This is a genomic window from Psychromonas sp. MME2 (genome assembly GCF_040566515.1).
In the GTDB taxonomy this organism is placed as follows: Bacteria; Pseudomonadota; Gammaproteobacteria; order Enterobacterales; family Psychromonadaceae; genus Psychromonas.
Genome location: NZ_JBEWXI010000007.1, coordinates 227868 through 247619, shown reverse-complemented (window position 1 = coordinate 247619; position 19752 = coordinate 227868). Strand labels below are relative to the sequence as shown.

Genomic DNA, 19752 nt, shown 5'->3' with positions numbered 1-19752 from the left:
CAACCAAAAGTAAGCGCTTCCTAAAAAGCGCTAATTAAAAAAGAATATTAAAAAATATTAAATGTTATGACAGCGGATAAAATGATCGTCTGCTATTTGCGTTACTGCAGGGAAACTATCATTACAACGGTCTAATGCTCGTGGGCAGCGTGCTGAAAATGGGCAGCCTTTAGTATCGGGCTTCCACATTGGTATTTCACCTTTTTTAGCGCCCAACTCACGGCGTCCGCTTTTCCCCGCCTCGGGCACTGCGGAAAGCAGTAATTGCGTGTAGGGGTGCTGTGGTGTTTGTGTCACCTTATCACTGCTGCCCCATTCAACCATATGCCCAACATACATAACCGCTGTTTTTTCAGCAAAATATCTCGCTGTAGCAATATCATGGGTAATGTACATAAAAGAGATACCATGCTTATCTTTTAGGTCCGCCATCAAATTCAAAATGCCCAGACGTACAGAAACATCAAGCATCGAGATAGGTTCATCGGCTAAAATTACTTCTGGATCAACGGCCAATGCTCTGGCAATAGCAACACGTTGTCTTTGGCCACCACTTAATTCATGTGGATATTTTTCAGCGGTTTCAACGGCCGGATATAAGCCAACTAATTCCAACAGTTCATAAACCAATTTCTCAACTGTTTTTTTATCGCCGCGCTTGTGGATAAGCAACGGGCGTGCAATATGATGAAAAATAGAATGCACCGGATTAAGTGAACCAAATGGGTCTTGGAAAATCATCTGCACTTGACGGGCATACTCCAAAGTACCATGTTGATCTACATACTCCTTTAAAGGTTGCCCTTTAAAGAAAATATCACCCGCTGTTTTCTCATAAATACGCGATAACACACGAGCACCGGTACTTTTGCCTGAGCCTGATTCACCCACTATCGCTAAGGCTTCGCCTTTACGTAAATCAAATGAGACATCATTCACTGCGCGCATATAATTTTTTTTACTGCTAGATTGACCAATTGGAAAATCTTTAATCAAATTTTTAACCGAAAGTACAACTTCAGCTTTATTTGTTGTATCCATCATTGATTCCTTATAATTTATGACATGCGGCTTTGTAGTTGTCATGTAGCTCAGTCAGTATTGGATCATCTTTTTTACAGATTTCCATACATTCTGTGCAACGATCCTGGAAATTACAGCCTGTTGGTAAACGTAACAAATTAACGGGATCACCAGGAATACCATAAAGACGCTCTTTAGGTCCATGAATCGTCGGGAAAGATGCAATCAACCCTTTTGTGTAAGGATGCGATGGCTTGCTAAATACGGTTTTGGCATCACCGATCTCAATTAAGTTCCCCGCATACATCACACCAATGCGATCAGCAATTTCCCCCATTAAACTCAAATCATGACTGATGAACAAAATTGAGAATCCGAATCTTTCTTTTAAATCATATAACTCATTTAAGATTTCACGTTCCACTACCACATCAAGTGCCGTTGTCGGCTCATCCATGATAATGAGCTTAGGTTCAAGCGCTAACGCGACGGCAATAACGACACGTTGTCTCATACCACCACTCAGTTGATGAGGAAAACTCTTCATACGGTCGCCATGAATACCAACAATGCCTAGTAACTCTTTTGACTTTGCTACCGCTTCTTTGTAGGTGACCGGTTTATGCGCTAAAATTACATCCGTTAACTGCTCACCAATCGTAATTACCGGATTTAAAGAGTTCATCGCACTTTGAAATACAATTGAAACATCATTCCAACGAAAATCGCGTAATTCCTTATCAGACATTTTTAGAATATCACGACCATCGTAAATAATTTCACCTTCAGAAATTAGTGCAGGTGACTTATGCAGACGTGTTATCGCAAATGCCATCGTACTTTTACCGCAACCAGACTCCCCTGCTATGCCAACGGTTTCACCGGGAGCAATTGTTAAACTAACATTGTTAACCGCTCTTGCCACACCATTTGGAGAAACATAATCGACACATAGGTTTTTTATTTCTAAGAGTGGTTTTTTCATACTAGACCTCGACGTTTCTCTGTTTCATTTTTCATTTTTTTCCACAACTTAAGATGTGGGCCAGTTTTAAGTTTAGGGTTACTAACCTGATCAATCGACATATTGATTAGTGCTAATGCACCACCTGTTAATGCTAATGCCATTGCGGGTACAAGCATTTCCCACCATGCTCCAGTATATAAAGAAGATGATACCTGAGCCCAATATAACATTGACCCCCAACTAACCTCTGTTGCATCACCTAGCCCAAGAATACCTAGTCCAGCTTCTGCACCCATTGCATAAATAACTGTTCCAAGGAAACCACCGAACACAATAGAAATAAGATTAGGTAAAATTTCTACCAAAATAATGCGTATTTTAGACTCCCCCATTACCTCAGCTGAGATAATAAATTCTTTATTTCTAATTGCCATTGTCTGCGAGCGAATGACTCGCGCACCCCATGGCCAGGAAGTAACACCAAGCAACACAGTGATCACGGTCGATCCAACTTGCCCTAAGAAGGCTGCTAATACTATCAAGAGAGGAAGCTGCGGAAAAACCAGAAATACATTGGTAATAAAGTTCATCCACTCATCAATTTTTCCTCCCATATAACCAGATGTAACTCCAACGCCAATGGCAATAGTCATCGCAATAATTCCGGCAAAAAATGCCACCGTTAGCGATTTTCTTGCACCATGCAGCACCTGACTAAAGACATCTCGCCCATTTCGTGTTGAACCTAGTACATGCTCGGCATTTGGTGCTTCATGGGATCGAGCTACACGTTTCTCTGGATTATGGGTAGATAATACCGGTGCAAATAATGCCCCGAGTAAAATCACCGTAATTAATGACACACCAATAATTGCGGGAGGATTGCCATGAAAAAAATCTTTAGCTTTCTTCCATGCTACACGACACTTCTGTTTAAACACGCTTTGATGATTTGGGATGGATACATTCGCATCAGATGTATTTGAATTGTTCATCTCTTCTATACCTTATTTAGAAATTCGTGGATCAAGCCATACATAAAGCAGATCCGCTATGAAATTGGCTGTTAGAACAGCAGAAACAAGAATCAACAGGATGGCCTGAATAAGCGGGTAATCTCGAGCCATGATGCCTTTTAACAAAATATTTCCAAGGCCTTGGTAGTTGAACACTACCTCAGTCATAATTGAGCCTGCGAAGGAAAATCCAATCGCCATCGCGATAGCTGTTGCAACGGGTAATATTGCATTACGACCTGCATAGCGATACATCACACGAAAACTGCTTAATCCTTTTGCCTCGGCCATGGTGACATAATCTTCGCCAAGTACATTGATCATCGCGTTACGCATATTAAATACCCAGGTGGCAATCCCCACGACGATCATGGATCCCATTGGTAATACGGCATGTTTGGCAACACTGCTAATAAATTCCCAAGTAAAGCCAGGATCGATAGCTGGATCGTAGGTATAGGCGAGGGGCAACAGCTCAAGTTGTAATCCAAAAAAGTAAAACAGTAATAACGCCGTTACGATATATGGGAAGTTACTAATGAAAGCTAAAAATGGTGGCACAAATTGTCCGAAAAATCCTTCACGACGATATGACGCATAAGTGCCTATTGTGACACCAAGAATTAAAGCGACAATTAATGAGCCTAATGCTAAAAACATGGTCCAAGGCAGCGACATGCCGACAACTTTGGTTACATCAACAGGAAACATCAATACTGAAGGCCCAAGGTCCAGAGTGAACACACTTTGCATGTATGAGATGTACTGATCAAAAAGAGAACCATCCATAAAACCATACATTTCTCTAACGGCTTCCATTTGAGCTGGATCCATTTTACCTTGCGCAGCTGCAAACATTGCGTCAATAGGATCACCAGGCATCATTCTTGGTAGCATAAAGTTAAAAGAAATTGCTAACAGGAAGGCTGTGAAATAAAAACTAAGTCGGCGTAATATAAAACTCATAATTTGTTCCAATAATTAAAGAGCCACAAAGTGGCTCTTTTGTTACATCTAAGTTACTTGAGGTGAAGATTGTTAATAATCAAGTTACGGTTACCACCGCTGTAAAAAACAGGTTGAACGTAAGGGTCTTTCTCACTTGGCCAACCGACAAATTTAGCCGTGCTGTATTGGAACCAGGTAGCATTTGAAAACAGCGGGATAAAAGGTAGATTTTCAGCAGTAAACTCCTGTAATTCATCCAATATAACTTGCTGTTTTTTCGGATCATTAGTAAGACCAAAACTATTAATCAACTCATCAATTTTAGGAGAATGCACACCATGACCTGCATGCCAGCTTTTTCCTATTTGAGATGTTAAGAAATAAGTTTGATAAGCTTCAATCGGATTCGTACCTACCATCGACCAGTTGATAGACATTTTATATTTGCTATCTTTTAAGCCTGAATCATAAACAGCCCAATCGACCGTTTTCACGTTCGCTTTAATACCGATTTCTTCATAGTATTCAGTAACCATCTGTACTACTTGAATCCAATCAGTCCAGCCATTTACCACATTGATATCAAACTCGATGCGTTTGCCATCAGCCATATCTCTGAATCCGTCACCATCAAGATCTTTATAGCCGGCTTGGTCAAGCAACTGCTTCGCTTTTTCAGGGTTATAGGTAGTCAGATACTTATATTTTTCTGAGATAGATTTATTAATGAATGGTGCATATAACTCACCAATACCACCAGCATTAAAGTTAGCTGTTGGATAACCATAAGCGGCAATATCAACAATTTCATCACGGTTAAGTGCCATTGATAACGCTTTACGTACATCAAGGTTATCAAATGGTTTCTCTTTGGTATTAACATAAAGATGAATAGCATCATTGGCAGGGTACCAATAATGGTTATTTTTAGGATCTGCGGCGATAAAAGTATTATCAATATCAGCAATAAAGTTTGATCCCCAATCAATTTCACCTTTCATTAAAGCAGGCTGAATTTGAGAGTTATCATTGTATGAACGGAAAGTAATACAATCAATATAAGGACGGTTTTCTAAGTAATAATTGGCATTACGGCAAATTTCAAGTTGTTGTGCTTTAACATACTTGATATCAGTCATTGGACCACTACCAACAGGATTTGGATTAGTAAAGGTTGCTAAATCTTTAGCTGCGACTTTACTCCAAATATGCTCAGGTAGTATATGGTACTTAGGCAAGCCCCAAATAAATGTTGAATCGGCTGTATTTAATTTAAATACAATCGTAGTTCCATCCGTAGCAGTAACGCTCTCTAAGTTACCCGTTGACCAGATAGCTTTTTGATCAAATGCAGGTGCACTTTTAGTAATATTATAACTAAATGCCACATCTTTCGCGGTTAATGGCTTGCCATCTGACCATTTCAAACCATCACGCAATTTGACAGTGATAGTTTTAAGATCCGTTGAATATTCAGCTGATTTTGCTAAACGATATTCAACTTTGCCGGTCATGTTGTTAAACATCATTAATGGTTCAAATAACACACCGTCATATAACCCACCGGTTGTGTAAGGGTTGAAATTGTCAACAAAGCCAGTATTAATAATAGGAACAACTAATGTTCCCCCCTGTTTAATATCTTCAGCCATAACGGCATTTGAAGAGACCAATAGACCACAAATGATCGATGCTAAAATTTTTTTACTACTACGCATTAATTAATCCTTTTTAGTTTATGAAAACTGTAAGAAAGCGACCACTATTTGATGTATAAGCAAATACTATTCTCTCTATATAAAAACACACCCTCGAGAAAGCGCTTTCTTTTAATGATAATATGCTAGCAAATGCAGCGGATCAACCTGATAAATGATAAAGCGCTACTTCGATCACACTTCCCTTAATAGCTGTTAATCTCAGTAACGGGTGGGATACTTATAAGTAACTAAAATTCCATGGAATTATTAAAAATTTAACAAAGTTATTATTTAGGTCATAAGTAGCAACAGCGACTAACTTATTCATTTCGACGCAGTAAAAACAACGCCTACCACTGTCCCTCAAAATTTTTTTAGACGCTAGCTTGGATATCAAAGCATGGGCAACACAAGAAAGTTGGTTATATTTAACCGTTCGGTAATTTTTCATAATATCTCCCTTTTTTATATGATTCTTAGCTGAAAATAAATAAGAGAAATACAAAAAAGAAAGTGCTTACTTAATGTTTGGTAAATATCGAGATGGATAAATTGTGGTGCCATCTTTTATACTGAAACTCTACGTTTCCCGATAACAGCAACCACAATTAACTATTGTGCGAAATTATTTGATATTTTTATTAAAATTCTCAGGCTCGACCCAATTTTGTAGTGGCGAAGCGTTACCTAATTTTTCACCCTTTGATTCAATCACGCTCTTGTACCAATATCCAGAGTCTTTGATGGTGCGTTTCTGTGATGCGTAATCGACATGAACCAGGCCAAAGCGTTGCTCATATCCCTCAGCCCATTCAAAGTTATCAAGAATAGACCATTGGAAATAACCAATAATATCAGTGCCATTTTCAATCGCTTGTTTTGCACCTAAAAGATAACGGTGTAAAAAATCAACCCGCTTTGGATCATGTACTTTACCATCTAAACTGACCCAGTCATTGAGGCTTAGCCCATTTTCAGTCACTATAATCGGTTTATTATAACGTTCATACAAAAATTGCGTTCCCCAACGCAGTGATTCAGGACTAACTGGCCACTTGAAATAAGTCATTGGATGGTCATTAGGATACGCTACGACTTCCGGATTACCATCCTCGCCCGCTTTTACCAAAGTAGAAGAATAGACGTTAAAACCGACAAAATCTAATGGCTGGCAAATAATATCCATATCCCCCTCTTTGATAACGGGAGAATCATCTGCGAATAATGTTAAACCATCCATTGGATATTCACCTTTAAATGCAGGGTCCATCCACCAGGTCGCATTAAACATTGAATCATCCAACATACTAAAAGTATGCTGACGCGCCGCTTCAATATCCTCTGGCGAGTGGCTAAATGGCACTGCCGTTCTAAAGCATGGTGCAGCTCCTATTTTAGCTGGCAATTTAGCTGTTTCCCTTATTATTTTTACTGCTTTGCCATGTGCAAGCAGGGCATTATGCCATGCCTTGTTAACCTCTTTAGTCGCGAGTTGTAGCCCCGGTGCATGGATGCCTGTTTGATGCCCATGACCAATAAAACACGCTTGTTCATTTAAGGTAAACCAATGGCTAACCCGATCGGATAATTTTTCAACAATGATGCGTGTGTAGTCTGCAAACCAATCGCTTGAGTCATCATTTAGCCACCCTCCCTTGTGAAATAGAGCAAGGGGATAATCCCAATGGAAAAGCGTCACCCAAGGGTCGATTCCTTTACTTAACAATTCATCAATTAAACGGTCATAATAATCTAAGCCTTGTGCATTGACCTTTCCCACACCTTGCGGTATGACTCTTGGCCACATGATGCTCAATCGATAAGCCTGCAGTGACATTTCACTCATAATCGCTACATCATCTTTAAAACGATTGTAATGATCGCATGCAATAAATCCTGTATTACCACCTTTTACAAAGCCTTCTTTACGGCAGCACATATCCCAAACAGATTCCGCACAACCATCAATAAATTGCGTGCTGCCTTCGATCTGGTAACTTGCAGCAGCTGCTCCCCATATAAAATCATCTTTAAATGCCATGTAACACCTCAGTATTCGCAATTATATTAATTAACTCAGTTTTTGTGATGGTACTTTTTATGCCGCCGCATTCTCGCTAAGCTGCATCAATTTTAGGTGCGATTCCCACAAAAGGGATTAATTCATGATTATATTGATCATCATTAGTAATAATTTAATCACCAAAACAAAAACCATTACGTCCTACCTCTAACGTCTAAAAAAGAGAACGAAAAACACTATTTACATTGATTTGTAACAGTGATTAGCGTAATTTTTATTAGTCATCAGCATCCTTTTATATAACACAAACTATAAAATGGTAGTGAACAAATGAACATGTGCAAAAATAGAGAAAAGCTGTGTAAATCCGTCATAAGTAAAATGACACCGAAATCGATATGGGTTGATTATGTCTTTTTATCTGAGGCATGCAAGGAGCGATTTTTAACCCATTCAGACATTCCTGAATTAGCGCAAGATGATATTTTCATGGCAGGTATGGCTGATTTAAAAGATGGTTATCAAGTGGAGAGAGATGGTGTTAATGTACATACCATCTTATTTACACTCAAAGGAGGCGGCATATTAACCACCAACAATAGCATCTCACTTATTGAACCCTATACAATGGTAATACTGCCTGCCCATACCCCTTTCCGCTTTGAAATAAATCCAGTAGATAATGAATGGAAAATGGTATGGTTTCTACCTAACCCAACCGCAAAATGGCAGTTTGTCGAAACGATAGGCCAGAAAATTTTACCATTTAATCATTGTGAACAAATTTGGTCTTTAATGAATTTAATTCATTATGAAATTGGCGGACGCCCCAGTTTTAGGCGATTATTAGTAAGTGAAGTGTGCCGTTTGTTAACCGGTTTTGAAACAAAATCATCTCGTTCAGTTGCGCGCGTGCAGGCATTATTTAATGATGTAGAAAGTCAACTTCATTTAACTTGGACGGTAAAAGCGATGGCACAGAATTGCTACATTAGTGAAGAACAGTTTAATCGTATCTGTAAGTCTCTCTTTGGCCTTTCTCCTCGTGCAAAACTTATTCAATTGCGTATGGATAAAGCCGCCAACTTACTTAATTATAATGATTGGACCGTCACTATGATTGCACATCGTTTAGGCTATAAAGATCCTTATAATTTCACCCATCGTTTTGCAAAATATTTCGGTTGCTCCCCGAGTCGCTTTAGAAAAAAAATCAAAGCGCAACATGAGCAGCAAATGCAACAGAATGCGTTAGAAAATCAATAAAAATTGAAGAAGCAAAGTTAAAACCATTTTTTATTATGTTGAAAAAATGCCTTCACATACGGCGAGTATTTGTTCTACAAAATAAAAACGCTCCTTTTACAAACATTTTGAAATAAAGACAACTAAATATAGAGTAAATAATGGAAATCGAACTACTAGAAATTCAAGATTTTATTGGTCGACACGCCCCCTTTGACCAACTTCCAGAAGAGGCGTTACGCGAAATATCGCAAAGTGTCGAAATATCCTATTATCGTGCAGATAGCACCATTCTTACTTTTACTGATAAAATTCAGGAACTGTATATGATTCGCAGTGGTGTTGTGGAAATTTATCGCCGTAATGGGGATCTTTATAATCGTCTTGACCAAGGTAAACTGTTCGGACAAATGGGCTTACTGACTAATAATAAAGTTCGCTTTCCGGCAAAAGCGGTCAAAGATACGCTTTTATATTGCATTCCAGGCACTATCTTTAATGAATTATGCGAACGCTATGAAGATTTTGCAGATTTTGTTGAAATAGAGGACAGCACCCGTTTAAAACAAGCTGTTGAAAGTAAAAGTGATGATGCCAATGCACTAACCACTTCAAAAGTTAAAACCTTGGTCACCCAAGCACCGCTTATTTTGCCCTGCAGCAGCGCTATTCAGGCTGTTGCCCAAATCATGGCTGAAGAGAATGTTTCCGCCCTCTTAATTAACGATCCGGATATCAAAGATGATCAAAGCAGCAGTTTTGTCGGCATTATTACCGAGCATGACCTTTGTGCAAAAGTCATCGCTGTGGGGCTAGATGTAAATAATCCTATCTCACAGGTAATGTCTACTGAGCTAATTTCTTTAGACCATAATGCTTATATCTTCGAAGCGATGCTGTTAATGTTGCGTTACAACGTTCACCACCTACCTATTCTTAAAAATAAAAAACCGATTGGTCTCATTGAAGTTGCGGATATTATCCGTTACGAATCACAAAATAGTTTGTTATTTGTTAGCAGCATATTTCAACAAAAAAATAGTGAAGATTTAGCCTTACTATCAGGGCAATTGAAGGGCTGTTTTGTACGCATGGTTAATGAAGATGCAAATTCACATATGATAGGCCGGGCGATGTCAGAAATTGGGCGTAGTTTTAAACAACGTTTACTAGAGTTGGCAGAAGAAAAATTCGGCCCACCACCTATCCCCTACTGCTTCTTAGCCTTAGGTTCAATGGCTAGGGATGAGCAGTTAATTGTCACGGATCAAGATAATGCGATTATCCTAGATAATGCTTATCAAGCAGAATTGCATAATGATTACTTTGAAAAGTTAGCCAATTTCGTCTGTGATGGGCTCGCCTCCTGTGGCTACAGCTACTGCACTGGTAATATTATGGCAAGTAATCCAGAATTTCGTAAAACTCACTCAGAATGGGAAAATTGTTTTGCCGACTGGATAGATAATCCGAACCCGCAAGCGTTGCTTAATTGCTCCATTTTTTTTGATCTTGCAGGCGTCTATGGCCGCGTCAAATGGGCCGAGCAATTAAATGCCTTTATTCTGCGCCGTGCTAAAAAAAATAACCGCTTTTTAGCTTGCCTAGCACACAATGCACGAAATCGGACTCCTCCTCTGGGTTTCTTTAAAGATTTTGTGATGGAAAAAGATGGCCGCCATAATAACTCAATTAACTTGAAACGTCGTGGTACCGCTCCACTTGCTGACCTTGTACGTGTTCATGCATTGTCAATTGGTTCCTCATCACAAAACTCATTTGACCGCTTAGAGGATATTATCGAAAGCCGGTATTCTTCCTAAATCAAAGGCTGAAGATCTCAAGCATGCAATGGAACTTCTTTCGTTGGTTCGTTTGCGCCATCAAGCACTCGATGTCGAATCCAATATCGAACCAGACAATAATATCGAACCAGAAAATATGTCTGACTTTGAAAGACGCAACCTTAAAGATGCTTTTTTAGTGTTAAGTAATGCGCAAAATTTCTTGAAATACCGTTTTAGTGGCAATAAATTTTAAGGCTGAAGAGATGAAAAATTTTCATAACCATGAAATTTTAAACTGGTCTGCTTATCTACAACTACAGGCACGAAACAGTATCGATCCTCGTTTACAACATTTCTATAATGTCGCTACCTACCACGATGAAACACCATTAAGTGATATTGAATTTGTGGCATTAGATTTTGAAACAACTGGCTTGGATGCCCAACAAAATAGCATCATTAGCATTGGGCTTGTCCCTTTTGATTTACAACGTATTTATTGCCGTAAAGCCCAAAAATGGTATATCAATCCAGAGGATAAGTTACAAGAAAACTCCGTGATTATCCATGGTATCACCCACTCTGATTTACAGGGTGCACCTGATTTACTACGCATTTTAGAACAACTTTTAAATGAGTTAGCGGGTAAAGTGGTGGTGGTACATTATCGCCATATTGAACGTAATTTTCTCGATCAAGCTTTGCGCAGTTTGATTAATGAAGGGATCAGCTTTCCTGTGATTGATACCATGCAAATTGAAGATAACATACAGCGTGCAGCGTCAAGGGGGATTATTAATTGGATTAAGAGAAAGCAACCAGGTTCAATTCGGCTTGCCAATAGTCGTATCCGCTACAACTTACCATCCTACTCTCCTCACAATGCACTAACCGATGCAATTGCTACTGCAGAGCTATTTCAGGCGCAAATAAAGTATCATTACAGCACCGATACTGCGATCAAAAAACTGTGGTTATAAATAAAAAAACCGATGAACTACGCATCGGTTTTTTAATAACATCAAAGTGATGATTAGCTACGATTATGCTTTTCCGTACGCATTCCCATTAGCAAACTAACACACATCGCTAATAGAACAATAGTAAAGGGTAGCGCCGTCGAAATAGCCCCCGCTTGCAAAGCCTGAATTGCTTCTGTACCACCAACCCAAAGTAAAACGGCCGCAATAGCGCCTTCGGTTGTAGCCCAAAAAACACGTTGTGGCACAGGTGCATCGAGTTTTCCACCAGCTGTAATACTGTCGATAACCAATGATCCCGAATCAGAAGAGGTAATAAAGAAAACCAATACTAATACAATCGCTAAGATTGATAAAATATTGCCCAATGGCAGTGCATCGAACATCTGGAACATCGCCAATGGAACTTCCGTTAAGCCTGCACTTCCTAATGTTCCAACTTGATTGATAACTTGATCAATCGCCACACCACCAAAAATGGACATCCATAAAACAGTGACAACAGTTGGAATAATTAATACCGCAGTAAGAAATTCACGAACAGTTCTTCCACGAGAGATACGAGCAATAAACATACCTACGAATGGTGACCATGAAATCCACCATGCCCAATAAAATACAGTCCAACCATGCATCCAAGCTTCATCTTCGCGACCGACGGGATTACTTAACGGAATAATATTCTCGATATACCCCATCACCGTTGTTGGAATGGTTCCCATAGAAATAGCAAAGGTCACTAAAGCCACAAAAACAAGCAAGACAAAAGCAAGCAACATATTGATATTACTGATTACTTTCACACCACCATCAATACCACGTACGACCGATATAATGGCAATGCAGGTAACGACTGCAATAATGGTTACTTGTAAGGAAAGATCTGCATCAATACCAAATACATGTTGAAAACCACCAGCGGCTTGTTGCGCCCCTAAACCTAAAGAGGTAGCAAGACCAAATAGTGTTGCCAATACCGCTAAAATATCAATGATGTGTCCAGCCCAGCCCCAAGTACGATCTCCCAATAAAGGATAAAATACTGACCGAATCGAAAGCGGTAATCCTTTATTATATGCAAAGAAAGATAATGATAGCGCGACCACACCATAAATAGCCCATGGATGTAACCCCCAGTGGAACATCGTTGCACCTAATGCTAATTTGGCTGCTTCTGGTGTATTTGCAGCGACATTAAGTGGCGTTTCATACCAGCCTGTAAAATAGGCTAAAGGTTCAGCTACCCCCCAAAACATCAACCCAATCCCCATTCCTGCAGCAAAAAGCATTGCTATCCAAGAAAGTCTTGAATGATCCGTTTTGGCATCGTCACCACCCAAACGAATTTTACCATAGGGGGAGAATATTAATGCCAGGCAGAAGAGTACAAAAATATTAGCAGACCACATAAACAAACTGTCAAATGCGCCTATAATCTGCCATTTTGTCCCATCTAAAAAGGCCTTGGATGTTTGAGGATCAATTACTAAAATTGCAATTAAAAAAATAATAATTAAACCCGCACTAATACCAAAAACGGTATTGTGGATATCAAATCCCCATTTTTGAATATTATCCTGACCGACAGTATAATCGGTATTATCTATACTATATTTATCCTTATTTAAACTCATTCATCCTCATTTAGAGCACTTTCGCCCTGTTGGTGCATTTAGTATAACGAGGGACCGCAGAACTTTAATATTCGTTTTATCAACTATTTGCACATACTCAATGCAAGTTAAAGCCTTTACTGTCACGATTGTACATAACCAGGCGATAACGCAGTAAAAAGTGCAAAAAGATGCATACCTTAATGGGTTCATCTAAAAGCATCCTAGTCTATGTTGCTCGGTATACTTTCAAATTGAACAAATTCGAATAAGAAAGGTTCTCAGCCCCTAATTACCCTAACATTTTTGTCGCTTAATTTGCGAAAAAAATTTATAAAAGTGGTGATAACGCCTTATAATTAATCAATTTATTGGCAGTCGTTCATTAATAATTGTTTAAACTCATCTGCAGGAACGGCTTTGCTAAATAGATAACCTTGTCCATAATCACATTGCATCTCCGTTAACAGATTCGCTTGATAATTATCTTCTACCCCTTCCGCTATCACCTGTAAATTGAGCGCTTTAGCCATTGCAATTATTGCTTTAACTAGGGATTTATCTGCGGGATTACTTTGTAAGTTATTAACAAAAGCCTTATCAATTTTTAATTTAGAAAATGGAAAGCGTTGTAAATAACTCAATGCAGAATAACCTGTACCAAAATCGTCAATTGAAAGTGCGATACCACGTTGATCAAGCTTACCGAGCAATTCACTTAGTTCCTTATTGTGATTCACTAACAAACTTTCAGTTAACTCAATGGTTAGCTTATTGGCGGGCAGCTGACTCTCTTTTAATGCCGCTTCAATTTTTGTTAACAATTCATGGCAATAGCGAAATTGTACACTGGAAAAGTTAACGGCAATATCTATTGCCCGAATAGATTGCCATGACCCCGCGTGATAACAAGCTTGAGTGAGTGCTAAGTCCCCCAACTGATGAATCAACCCATTTCTTTCAGCCAGCGCGATAAATTCATCGGGAGAGACAAATCCTAACTGAGGATCATTCCAACGCATTAATGCCTCGGCTGCAATAATTTTTCGACTCTTCAGATCAATAATAGGTTGATAGTACATCTCAATAACATTCTGGTTAATTGCTAACCGTAACCGGCTATCTAATAATAAGCTCCGCTGTAAGGAATTATTCAAACTTGCATCGTAAAAACTAAAACCATTTCGACCAGAATCTTTCACTCTGTAGACCGCCATATCGGCATTTTTAAGCAATGTTTGAGGATCTTTTCCGTCCCTAGGATAAATGGCCATACCGATACTCGTTGTAGTAAAGAATTCATGGTCATTGACTTTAAAGGGTTCAGTAAAAATATTAAGAATTTGTGTGGCGAGGAGTGTCGCACCATCACTATGAAGCAGAGAAGGAATAATAAGTAAAAACTCGTCTCCCCCTAATCGAGCAACAACATCTGTTTTACGTACTGCATTAAGCAAGCGAGCGCTAGTAATTTTAAGTATCTCGTCCCCAGTTATATGCCCTAATGTGTCATTAATTTGTTTAAAGTTATCTAAGTCGATAAACATCACTAAGATTTCAGTCTGATGTCGCTGTGATTGTTGGATTGCTTGTGTTAAAAAAGTAATACTAAAATTTCTATTTACCAACCCAGTTAAGCCATCGTGAGTTGCTTGATAAGCCAGCTCTTGCTCTGAACTTTTGCGTTTTTTAATTTCGCTTTCTAATAAAAAATTCTGTTTGCGTAATTTATATCTCTCTTTAGATGAGACATCGATTTGAGTTTTTAATATGGTGTTACTTTTATCTATTTTTATTAAATAAAAGAGACCAAAAAGAACCGGAATGGCAAGTAGTGATATAGCGACAACAAATTGCGATGAAGTAAATAGTTCTCGGTCATAGACGGGTTCAAACCACGTCTTTAAAACCAGTTTTATTCCTGTAATTGGTCGTTCAATATAAATGCTTTGTGCTAACTCCTCAGCAACTTCTGCATCACCTTTATTGTCAGATAGAATGGAATCCCAGATTAATAGGGACATGCCACTTGATGAGGAGAGTTGTAAACGGCTATGGCTCTCTGCATGCTCTTGGATACTAAGTTGCTCTACGATTATTTTCATGTTGAGGTCTGCAATAAGTAACCCAACCGCTTTTTTTTGCTGAAATATCGTCCTTAAAAATTGAATTTTTAAACCTGAAGGTGCCTCTACAAGTAAAATTTTCGCTTCTTGATGCTGCATTTGGGCAAATGGAATCGGATTACTATCAAAATTTTCATCAGGATCGCTATCAACAATAACCTGTTTAGAAAAATCAGCTAAAACAACACGTTGAAATATTTTATAATCGTCAATTTGGCTATTTAAAACGAACAAGGTGAGCAATCTTTGCACATTTATTAAGCTCGATCCCAGTCCATATTCCATCGACATTCCAGAACTTCGATTGGCAAAAAAGGTACTAACCGTTTTATCATCCCCTAAATCATCAATATTATTTTTACTAATTGCAAAAATAAAATCGAGCGTTTTTACATAGTGGCTCACTTTGAGGTGTAACTCATTAATCTTTGACTGCTTAAGTTTACTTTGACCTAAATTAGTTACCGTTAAAATTAATGCAAGGTAAGCGGTCAGCAAACAAGCTCCAAAGAGAATTACGAATTTATTATTAAACCATTTGGCTTTTTTCATCATTTACTTATCTTTTTCTGTTGTTACAAAAAAATCATTATAGAAATAAAAGACATTCGGATAATATTTTTCTACTAATTGATTATAGCTACCATCGAATTGAATCATTTTAAAATAGCGATTAAACGCTTTTCTCAATTCTGGAGATCCCTTACGAAAGGCCACCGCCATGCTCTGCTGTTCTGATATCGGGCCAATGACTTTTATTTCCCCCGGCCATTTTTGCAATGCGATAAGCGAATCAGGCAGATCAAGTAGCGTACTCTCTGCATCATTATTCAAAATAGCAGGTACCATTTCATTTAATTTTCGTTCTTTTACAGGCAATACAATATTCGCCCCAGTTTCCTCTAAATTATAAAGATCCGCATCAAGACAAGATTGTTTCAATGCTAATACTTGCCGCCCAGTAAGCAGTAATTTTACTTTTTCGATATCAACACTTATTGAACCCGACGGTTTAATGGGTTTTAAATCAGAGTCTGCTCGGGCAACTAGCCAAACTTCAGAGGGAAAATAGACATCAGAAAAATCAACGAGTTGAGTTCGCCATGGCAGGATCGTGACCCCACTAGAAATTACATCACCTTGTATAGCCACCCGCTTACCGAGTACTATTTTTTTATCTATATAGCTGGCATTTTGGCCGTTTAATTTGCCGAAAACATCATTCCATGATGCACTAACAAATTGATATTTAACGCCTAAACATTCTGCAAACCCCTGCATGAGTTCGACATCCAACCCCTCATGGACAGTGATCTCTCCCTGCGTATATTGAATCACAAAATTCGCATAGGGTATGCCAATATGCCTAAGTACCCCCGCCTCTTTTACCTCCTTAAGATCATAGGCAAGGGTAGGTTGGCTAATAAGCAACAGACAACAGTAACCCATTATTTTCAATACAGTTAGATACACCCTTTTATTTAACATTATCTTTCCTTTTACTCAGCTCATAGAAGTACAGTAAAGACAAACAACGTGACATAAAAATGGCAAAAAATAGAGTAAAATACATTTGTTTTTAATAACTTACCAAAAAAAGTTACACTTTTTTGTAAATTCAAATGATCGCTTGATAAACATTTTGCATTGCATCAACCAGCCCAGCAATCTCCTTTTCATTGTTGAATAGATGTGTTGAAATACGAAGTGCATGCGTATCTAAGGGATCATCTATTCTAACTTTAAAACTTGTCGTGCGGATCACATACCCATACTCATCTCGTAAACGATCTCTAAATAATATTAACAATTGTTCATCATGCTGATCCGCAAAGGGATTAATAGTGCTCATGGCACTGGATAAGTCTTCCGAGGTCGGTGCATATAAATGGGCTAATGGGAAGGCTCGGTGTAACTGCACTTTACACAAATGACTTAAAGATAATACCCGTTTCTCTATTTTATCTCGGCCTATTTGATCCCACATTAAACATGCATCGGTTAATGCTTGTTTAGCTGGATAATTATCGTTACCAATATATTGCAATTGTAATTGTGTACCAAGGTAAGAAGCATGAGATAAAGAAGAGTTGATAAACCAGAGTGGGTTTTGTCAATCAGACCAATATTCATCTAAACGGCTGGCATTATCCCGTACATATAAAATACCCGTAGCCCCTGCTCCACATTGCCACTTATGACCTGAGCCACTATAAAAATCACAATCAATATCATGAAAATCAAGATTCAACATGCCAATAGTATGCGCACCATCAATCAACGTTGGAATATTATTGGGGATAGCAACTTCTTTACAAATACGTTTAGCGGGTAAGGTGGTACCTGTTTTATAGGTAACATGTGAAAATGAAATTAAACGTACACGCTGTCCATATTCCTCTACCGCTTTTTGAACACATCGACAAACTGTTGTGCACTGATCGGTTTATCGGTATACACCGGAATTTCAAGATAAACGACTTCGACAGCAAAACGTTTACTTATCACATCAAAGGGAGAAACGGCTGCAACATGCTCATGGTGCGTTGTTAAAATGACATCCCCCGCTTCAAAATGCAAACCATTAAGTATGGTGCACATGCCATCGGTGGTATTTCGAGAAAGTACTATTTCATTTGCATCCGCACCAAATCCAGGGGCTATAGCAGTAACCATATTGGTTACATAGGGCCAAGTTGAAAATTTATTTTGCATATCCCATGGATTACTAGCGACGATATTGTTATTACGATGATACTCTCTAAGGACATTTTTCGGCATTGATCCTGTTGTCCCCGTATTTAGGTAGACCGTATTTTTATCGAGGATAAACTCTTGACTAACTTTATGCCAAAATTTCTTATCGTCATGTTTATCATGAGCGTAGCCGCTGTAATCATCTATAGGTGCAGCCTGCAATTTATCATTGATTAGCGCGGCACTCACGCCTGCTAGCGCCAACCCTGATGTTTTTTTAAGAAAATCTCGGCGGTTAATTGACATAATACTCGATGACCTATTGCTCATGACAAATTCCTTTTTATTGAGTTCACACTAAAGCGTAGTATGAAAAAATTAAAATTTGACTACAAATTTACTTTTTATGTAAAAATGTTAGCAATAGCAAATTGTAACCTAGTAAATGTTTTTAATTTAGCAAAATACGATGTGCTAAGCAGCTTTTTAATTAAAGGTTTGTAAACGGTAAATAATGCGCTCATTACCTCGGTATAGGCCAAACTGTACCTGTCCCGCCACACAATTTTGTTCGCCAGTTGCAGGACAGAAAACAGCATTGCTGCTATCCAATAGCCATGGAGCAATGTCTTTTAAATCAATAAAATAATCTAATTTCCCTGGCGAATTAGGCGCTGAAAAATCAAAATAGCTAAGCCCATTAATTAAGCTTGTATTGATGACATTTAGTTGCGTTTTGCCACTACCGACTATTATTTCATTATTTGTGTCTTTTATCGGAACACTACTAATATCATCGTTGCCTATTGTCGTACATTGATCCCGGTACATAGGCGCAAAATCTACGCCATTAAAATAGGTCGTTCGTACATTAGTGCGAATCGCTTGAAATTCACTGCCGTAACCATTTCCCGCTTGTAAACGCCCGTACATTAAATCATTTAACTTGCCGATTTCACATCTGTCATCAGCGCAAAATTGAGATAAGCCAGTTTGTAATTTTTCACCATCAGTGCCTGTAAGCTCAATACGATAGCCTACTTCGTTGCCATTGCTAAATGGGCCATCAGGTACGATCTTATTAGTGCTATCGACTGTTCTTTTTAAACCGAGACTAAACTTTTGCATACTGCTAGATAGCGGATTATATACCCCCTGATTCCAAAGATTCGGATCATAGGAGTTATTCGAAAATATTCGGTTAAAATAAGGGTTGTCTTTAAAGCCAATCAGCTCAGTTCCGTTAGAATCGTAGGCAAAATGTTGAAAAGATGTCGCCACTGGATACGTATAATTAGCATCGTAATTACGCGTTATTTTAGCTTCGTTACCGCTATGTGTTTGTGCAAATGCCGCCAATTGATAACTAACAACTAAGGCGTCAGGTTGCCCCATATAGGCAAAATCGTTCGCACTACAAACAGGCTCACTATGATAACTATCCGCTGTAAAAGCCAAATAATCGGGATAAAAGCGCCCGATCTCTTTTACATCAACAGTGGAAATGGAGTTTCCGTTAGCAATATAATTATCACTATTAGCCATTAATCCTAATGTCCCCACTTCATCAAACGCTAAATCATGATAGGTTACACTGCCTTTATCTGATAGTTGCATTGGCTTCGTT

At 38.6% G+C, this 19752-nt stretch carries 15 protein-coding genes and 1 pseudogene; 3 read left to right on the top strand and 13 right to left on the bottom strand.

The window, feature by feature from the left end:
* Positions 1–57: 57 nt before the first annotated feature.
* The 6 genes from AB1A03_RS08195 to AB1A03_RS08170 all read right to left on the bottom strand — a co-directional run bounded on the left by AB1A03_RS08195 (position 58) and on the right by AB1A03_RS08170 (position 7695).
* Entirely contained in the window at positions 58–1041 is a 984-nt protein-coding gene (locus AB1A03_RS08195; protein ID WP_354624179.1) for an ABC transporter ATP-binding protein, read from the bottom strand.
* Positions 1042–1051: 10 nt separating this feature from the next.
* Complete coding sequence (locus tag AB1A03_RS08190) at positions 1052–2008, bottom strand: ABC transporter ATP-binding protein (protein WP_354624177.1); 957 nt, start codon at positions 2006–2008, stop codon at positions 1052–1054.
* Positions 2005–2985: an ABC transporter permease gene (locus tag AB1A03_RS08185; RefSeq protein ID WP_354624176.1), complete on the bottom strand. Its 981-nt coding sequence runs from the start codon at positions 2983–2985 to the stop codon at positions 2005–2007. Before AB1A03_RS08185 ends, AB1A03_RS08190 begins: the two co-directional genes overlap by 4 nt.
* A gap of 12 nt (positions 2986–2997) precedes the next feature.
* Positions 2998–3972 carry an ABC transporter permease gene (locus AB1A03_RS08180; RefSeq protein ID WP_354624175.1) on the bottom strand — a complete coding sequence of 325 codons (975 nt, stop codon included), beginning with the start codon at positions 3970–3972 and terminating at the stop codon, positions 2998–3000.
* Positions 3973–4025: 53 nt separating this feature from the next.
* The gene (locus AB1A03_RS08175; RefSeq protein WP_354624174.1) at positions 4026–5672 is read right to left on the bottom strand and encodes an ABC transporter substrate-binding protein; all 1647 of its coding nucleotides are present in this window, start codon (positions 5670–5672) and stop codon (positions 4026–4028) included.
* A gap of 607 nt (positions 5673–6279) precedes the next feature.
* Positions 6280–7695 carry a GH1 family beta-glucosidase gene (locus AB1A03_RS08170; protein WP_354624172.1) on the bottom strand — a complete coding sequence of 472 codons (1416 nt, stop codon included), beginning with the start codon at positions 7693–7695 and terminating at the stop codon, positions 6280–6282.
* Between the two features lie 312 nt (positions 7696–8007).
* Here AB1A03_RS08170 and AB1A03_RS08165 point away from each other — a divergent pair, with 312 nt between their 5' ends.
* From AB1A03_RS08165 to AB1A03_RS08155, 3 genes and pseudogenes are all read left to right on the top strand, one after another.
* Complete coding sequence (locus AB1A03_RS08165) at positions 8008–8943, top strand: helix-turn-helix domain-containing protein (protein ID WP_354624170.1); 936 nt, start codon at positions 8008–8010, stop codon at positions 8941–8943.
* Between the two features lie 140 nt (positions 8944–9083).
* A pseudogene (locus tag AB1A03_RS08160) lies at positions 9084–10962 on the top strand (DUF294 nucleotidyltransferase-like domain-containing protein).
* Between the two features lie 10 nt (positions 10963–10972).
* A complete protein-coding gene (locus tag AB1A03_RS08155; protein ID WP_354624169.1) occupies positions 10973–11689 on the top strand; it encodes a 3'-5' exonuclease in 717 nt (238 codons plus the stop codon).
* Positions 11690–11742: 53 nt separating this feature from the next.
* On the opposite strand, the gene AB1A03_RS08150 is transcribed toward AB1A03_RS08155, so the two are convergent.
* The 7 genes from AB1A03_RS08150 to AB1A03_RS08120 all read right to left on the bottom strand — a co-directional run bounded on the left by AB1A03_RS08150 (position 11743) and on the right by AB1A03_RS08120 (position 19742).
* Positions 11743–13323 carry a BCCT family transporter gene (locus AB1A03_RS08150; RefSeq protein WP_354624168.1) on the bottom strand — a complete coding sequence of 527 codons (1581 nt, stop codon included), beginning with the start codon at positions 13321–13323 and terminating at the stop codon, positions 11743–11745.
* Positions 13324–13670: 347 nt separating this feature from the next.
* Positions 13671–15983 (bottom strand): putative bifunctional diguanylate cyclase/phosphodiesterase, encoded by a 2313-nt coding sequence (locus tag AB1A03_RS08145; protein WP_354624167.1) that lies wholly within the window; start codon positions 15981–15983, stop codon positions 13671–13673.
* Positions 15984–16916 (bottom strand): transporter substrate-binding domain-containing protein, encoded by a 933-nt coding sequence (locus tag AB1A03_RS08140; protein ID WP_354624166.1) that lies wholly within the window; start codon positions 16914–16916, stop codon positions 15984–15986. It abuts the gene before it with no gap.
* A gap of 130 nt (positions 16917–17046) precedes the next feature.
* The gene (locus AB1A03_RS08135; RefSeq protein ID WP_354624165.1) at positions 17047–17475 is read right to left on the bottom strand and encodes an aminotransferase class V-fold PLP-dependent enzyme; all 429 of its coding nucleotides are present in this window, start codon (positions 17473–17475) and stop codon (positions 17047–17049) included.
* A 66-nt stretch (positions 17476–17541) separates the two neighbouring features.
* Positions 17542–17802, bottom strand: coding sequence for an aminotransferase class V-fold PLP-dependent enzyme (locus AB1A03_RS08130; RefSeq protein ID WP_354624195.1), 261 nt, complete (start codon positions 17800–17802; stop codon positions 17542–17544).
* A gap of 26 nt (positions 17803–17828) precedes the next feature.
* On the bottom strand, positions 17829–18455 hold the full coding sequence (locus AB1A03_RS08125; protein WP_354624164.1) for an aminotransferase class V-fold PLP-dependent enzyme: 627 nt from the start codon (positions 18453–18455) through the stop codon (positions 17829–17831).
* 156 nt (positions 18456–18611) lie between these two features.
* Complete coding sequence (locus tag AB1A03_RS08120) at positions 18612–19742, bottom strand: DUF6701 domain-containing protein (RefSeq protein WP_354624163.1); 1131 nt, start codon at positions 19740–19742, stop codon at positions 18612–18614.
* Positions 19743–19752: the final 10 nt, after the last annotated feature.

What these genes read in the sequence shown, in the direction of transcription:
- AB1A03_RS08195 (WP_354624179.1), bottom strand. Translation starts at nt 1,041, where the DNA reads ATGGATACAACAAATAAAGCTGAAGTTGTACTTTCGGTTAAAAATTTG.
- AB1A03_RS08190 (WP_354624177.1), bottom strand. Translation starts at nt 2,008, where the DNA reads ATGAAAAAACCACTCTTAGAAATAAAAAACCTATGTGTCGATTATGTT.
- AB1A03_RS08185 (WP_354624176.1), bottom strand. Translation starts at nt 2,985, where the DNA reads ATGAACAATTCAAATACATCTGATGCGAATGTATCCATCCCAAATCAT.
- AB1A03_RS08180 (WP_354624175.1), bottom strand. Translation starts at nt 3,972, where the DNA reads ATGAGTTTTATATTACGCCGACTTAGTTTTTATTTCACAGCCTTCCTG.
- AB1A03_RS08175 (WP_354624174.1), bottom strand. Translation starts at nt 5,672, where the DNA reads ATGCGTAGTAGTAAAAAAATTTTAGCATCGATCATTTGTGGTCTATTG.
- AB1A03_RS08170 (WP_354624172.1), bottom strand. Translation starts at nt 7,695, where the DNA reads ATGGCATTTAAAGATGATTTTATATGGGGAGCAGCTGCTGCAAGTTAC.
- AB1A03_RS08165 (WP_354624170.1), top strand. Translation starts at nt 8,008, where the DNA reads ATGAACATGTGCAAAAATAGAGAAAAGCTGTGTAAATCCGTCATAAGT.
- AB1A03_RS08155 (WP_354624169.1), top strand. Translation starts at nt 10,973, where the DNA reads ATGAAAAATTTTCATAACCATGAAATTTTAAACTGGTCTGCTTATCTA.
- AB1A03_RS08150 (WP_354624168.1), bottom strand. Translation starts at nt 13,323, where the DNA reads ATGAGTTTAAATAAGGATAAATATAGTATAGATAATACCGATTATACT.
- AB1A03_RS08145 (WP_354624167.1), bottom strand. Translation starts at nt 15,983, where the DNA reads ATGATGAAAAAAGCCAAATGGTTTAATAATAAATTCGTAATTCTCTTT.
- AB1A03_RS08140 (WP_354624166.1), bottom strand. Translation starts at nt 16,916, where the DNA reads ATGTTAAATAAAAGGGTGTATCTAACTGTATTGAAAATAATGGGTTAC.
- AB1A03_RS08125 (WP_354624164.1), bottom strand. Translation starts at nt 18,455, where the DNA reads ATGAGCAATAGGTCATCGAGTATTATGTCAATTAACCGCCGAGATTTT.
- AB1A03_RS08120 (WP_354624163.1), bottom strand. Translation starts at nt 19,742, where the DNA reads ATGCAACTATCAGATAAAGGCAGTGTAACCTATCATGATTTAGCGTTT.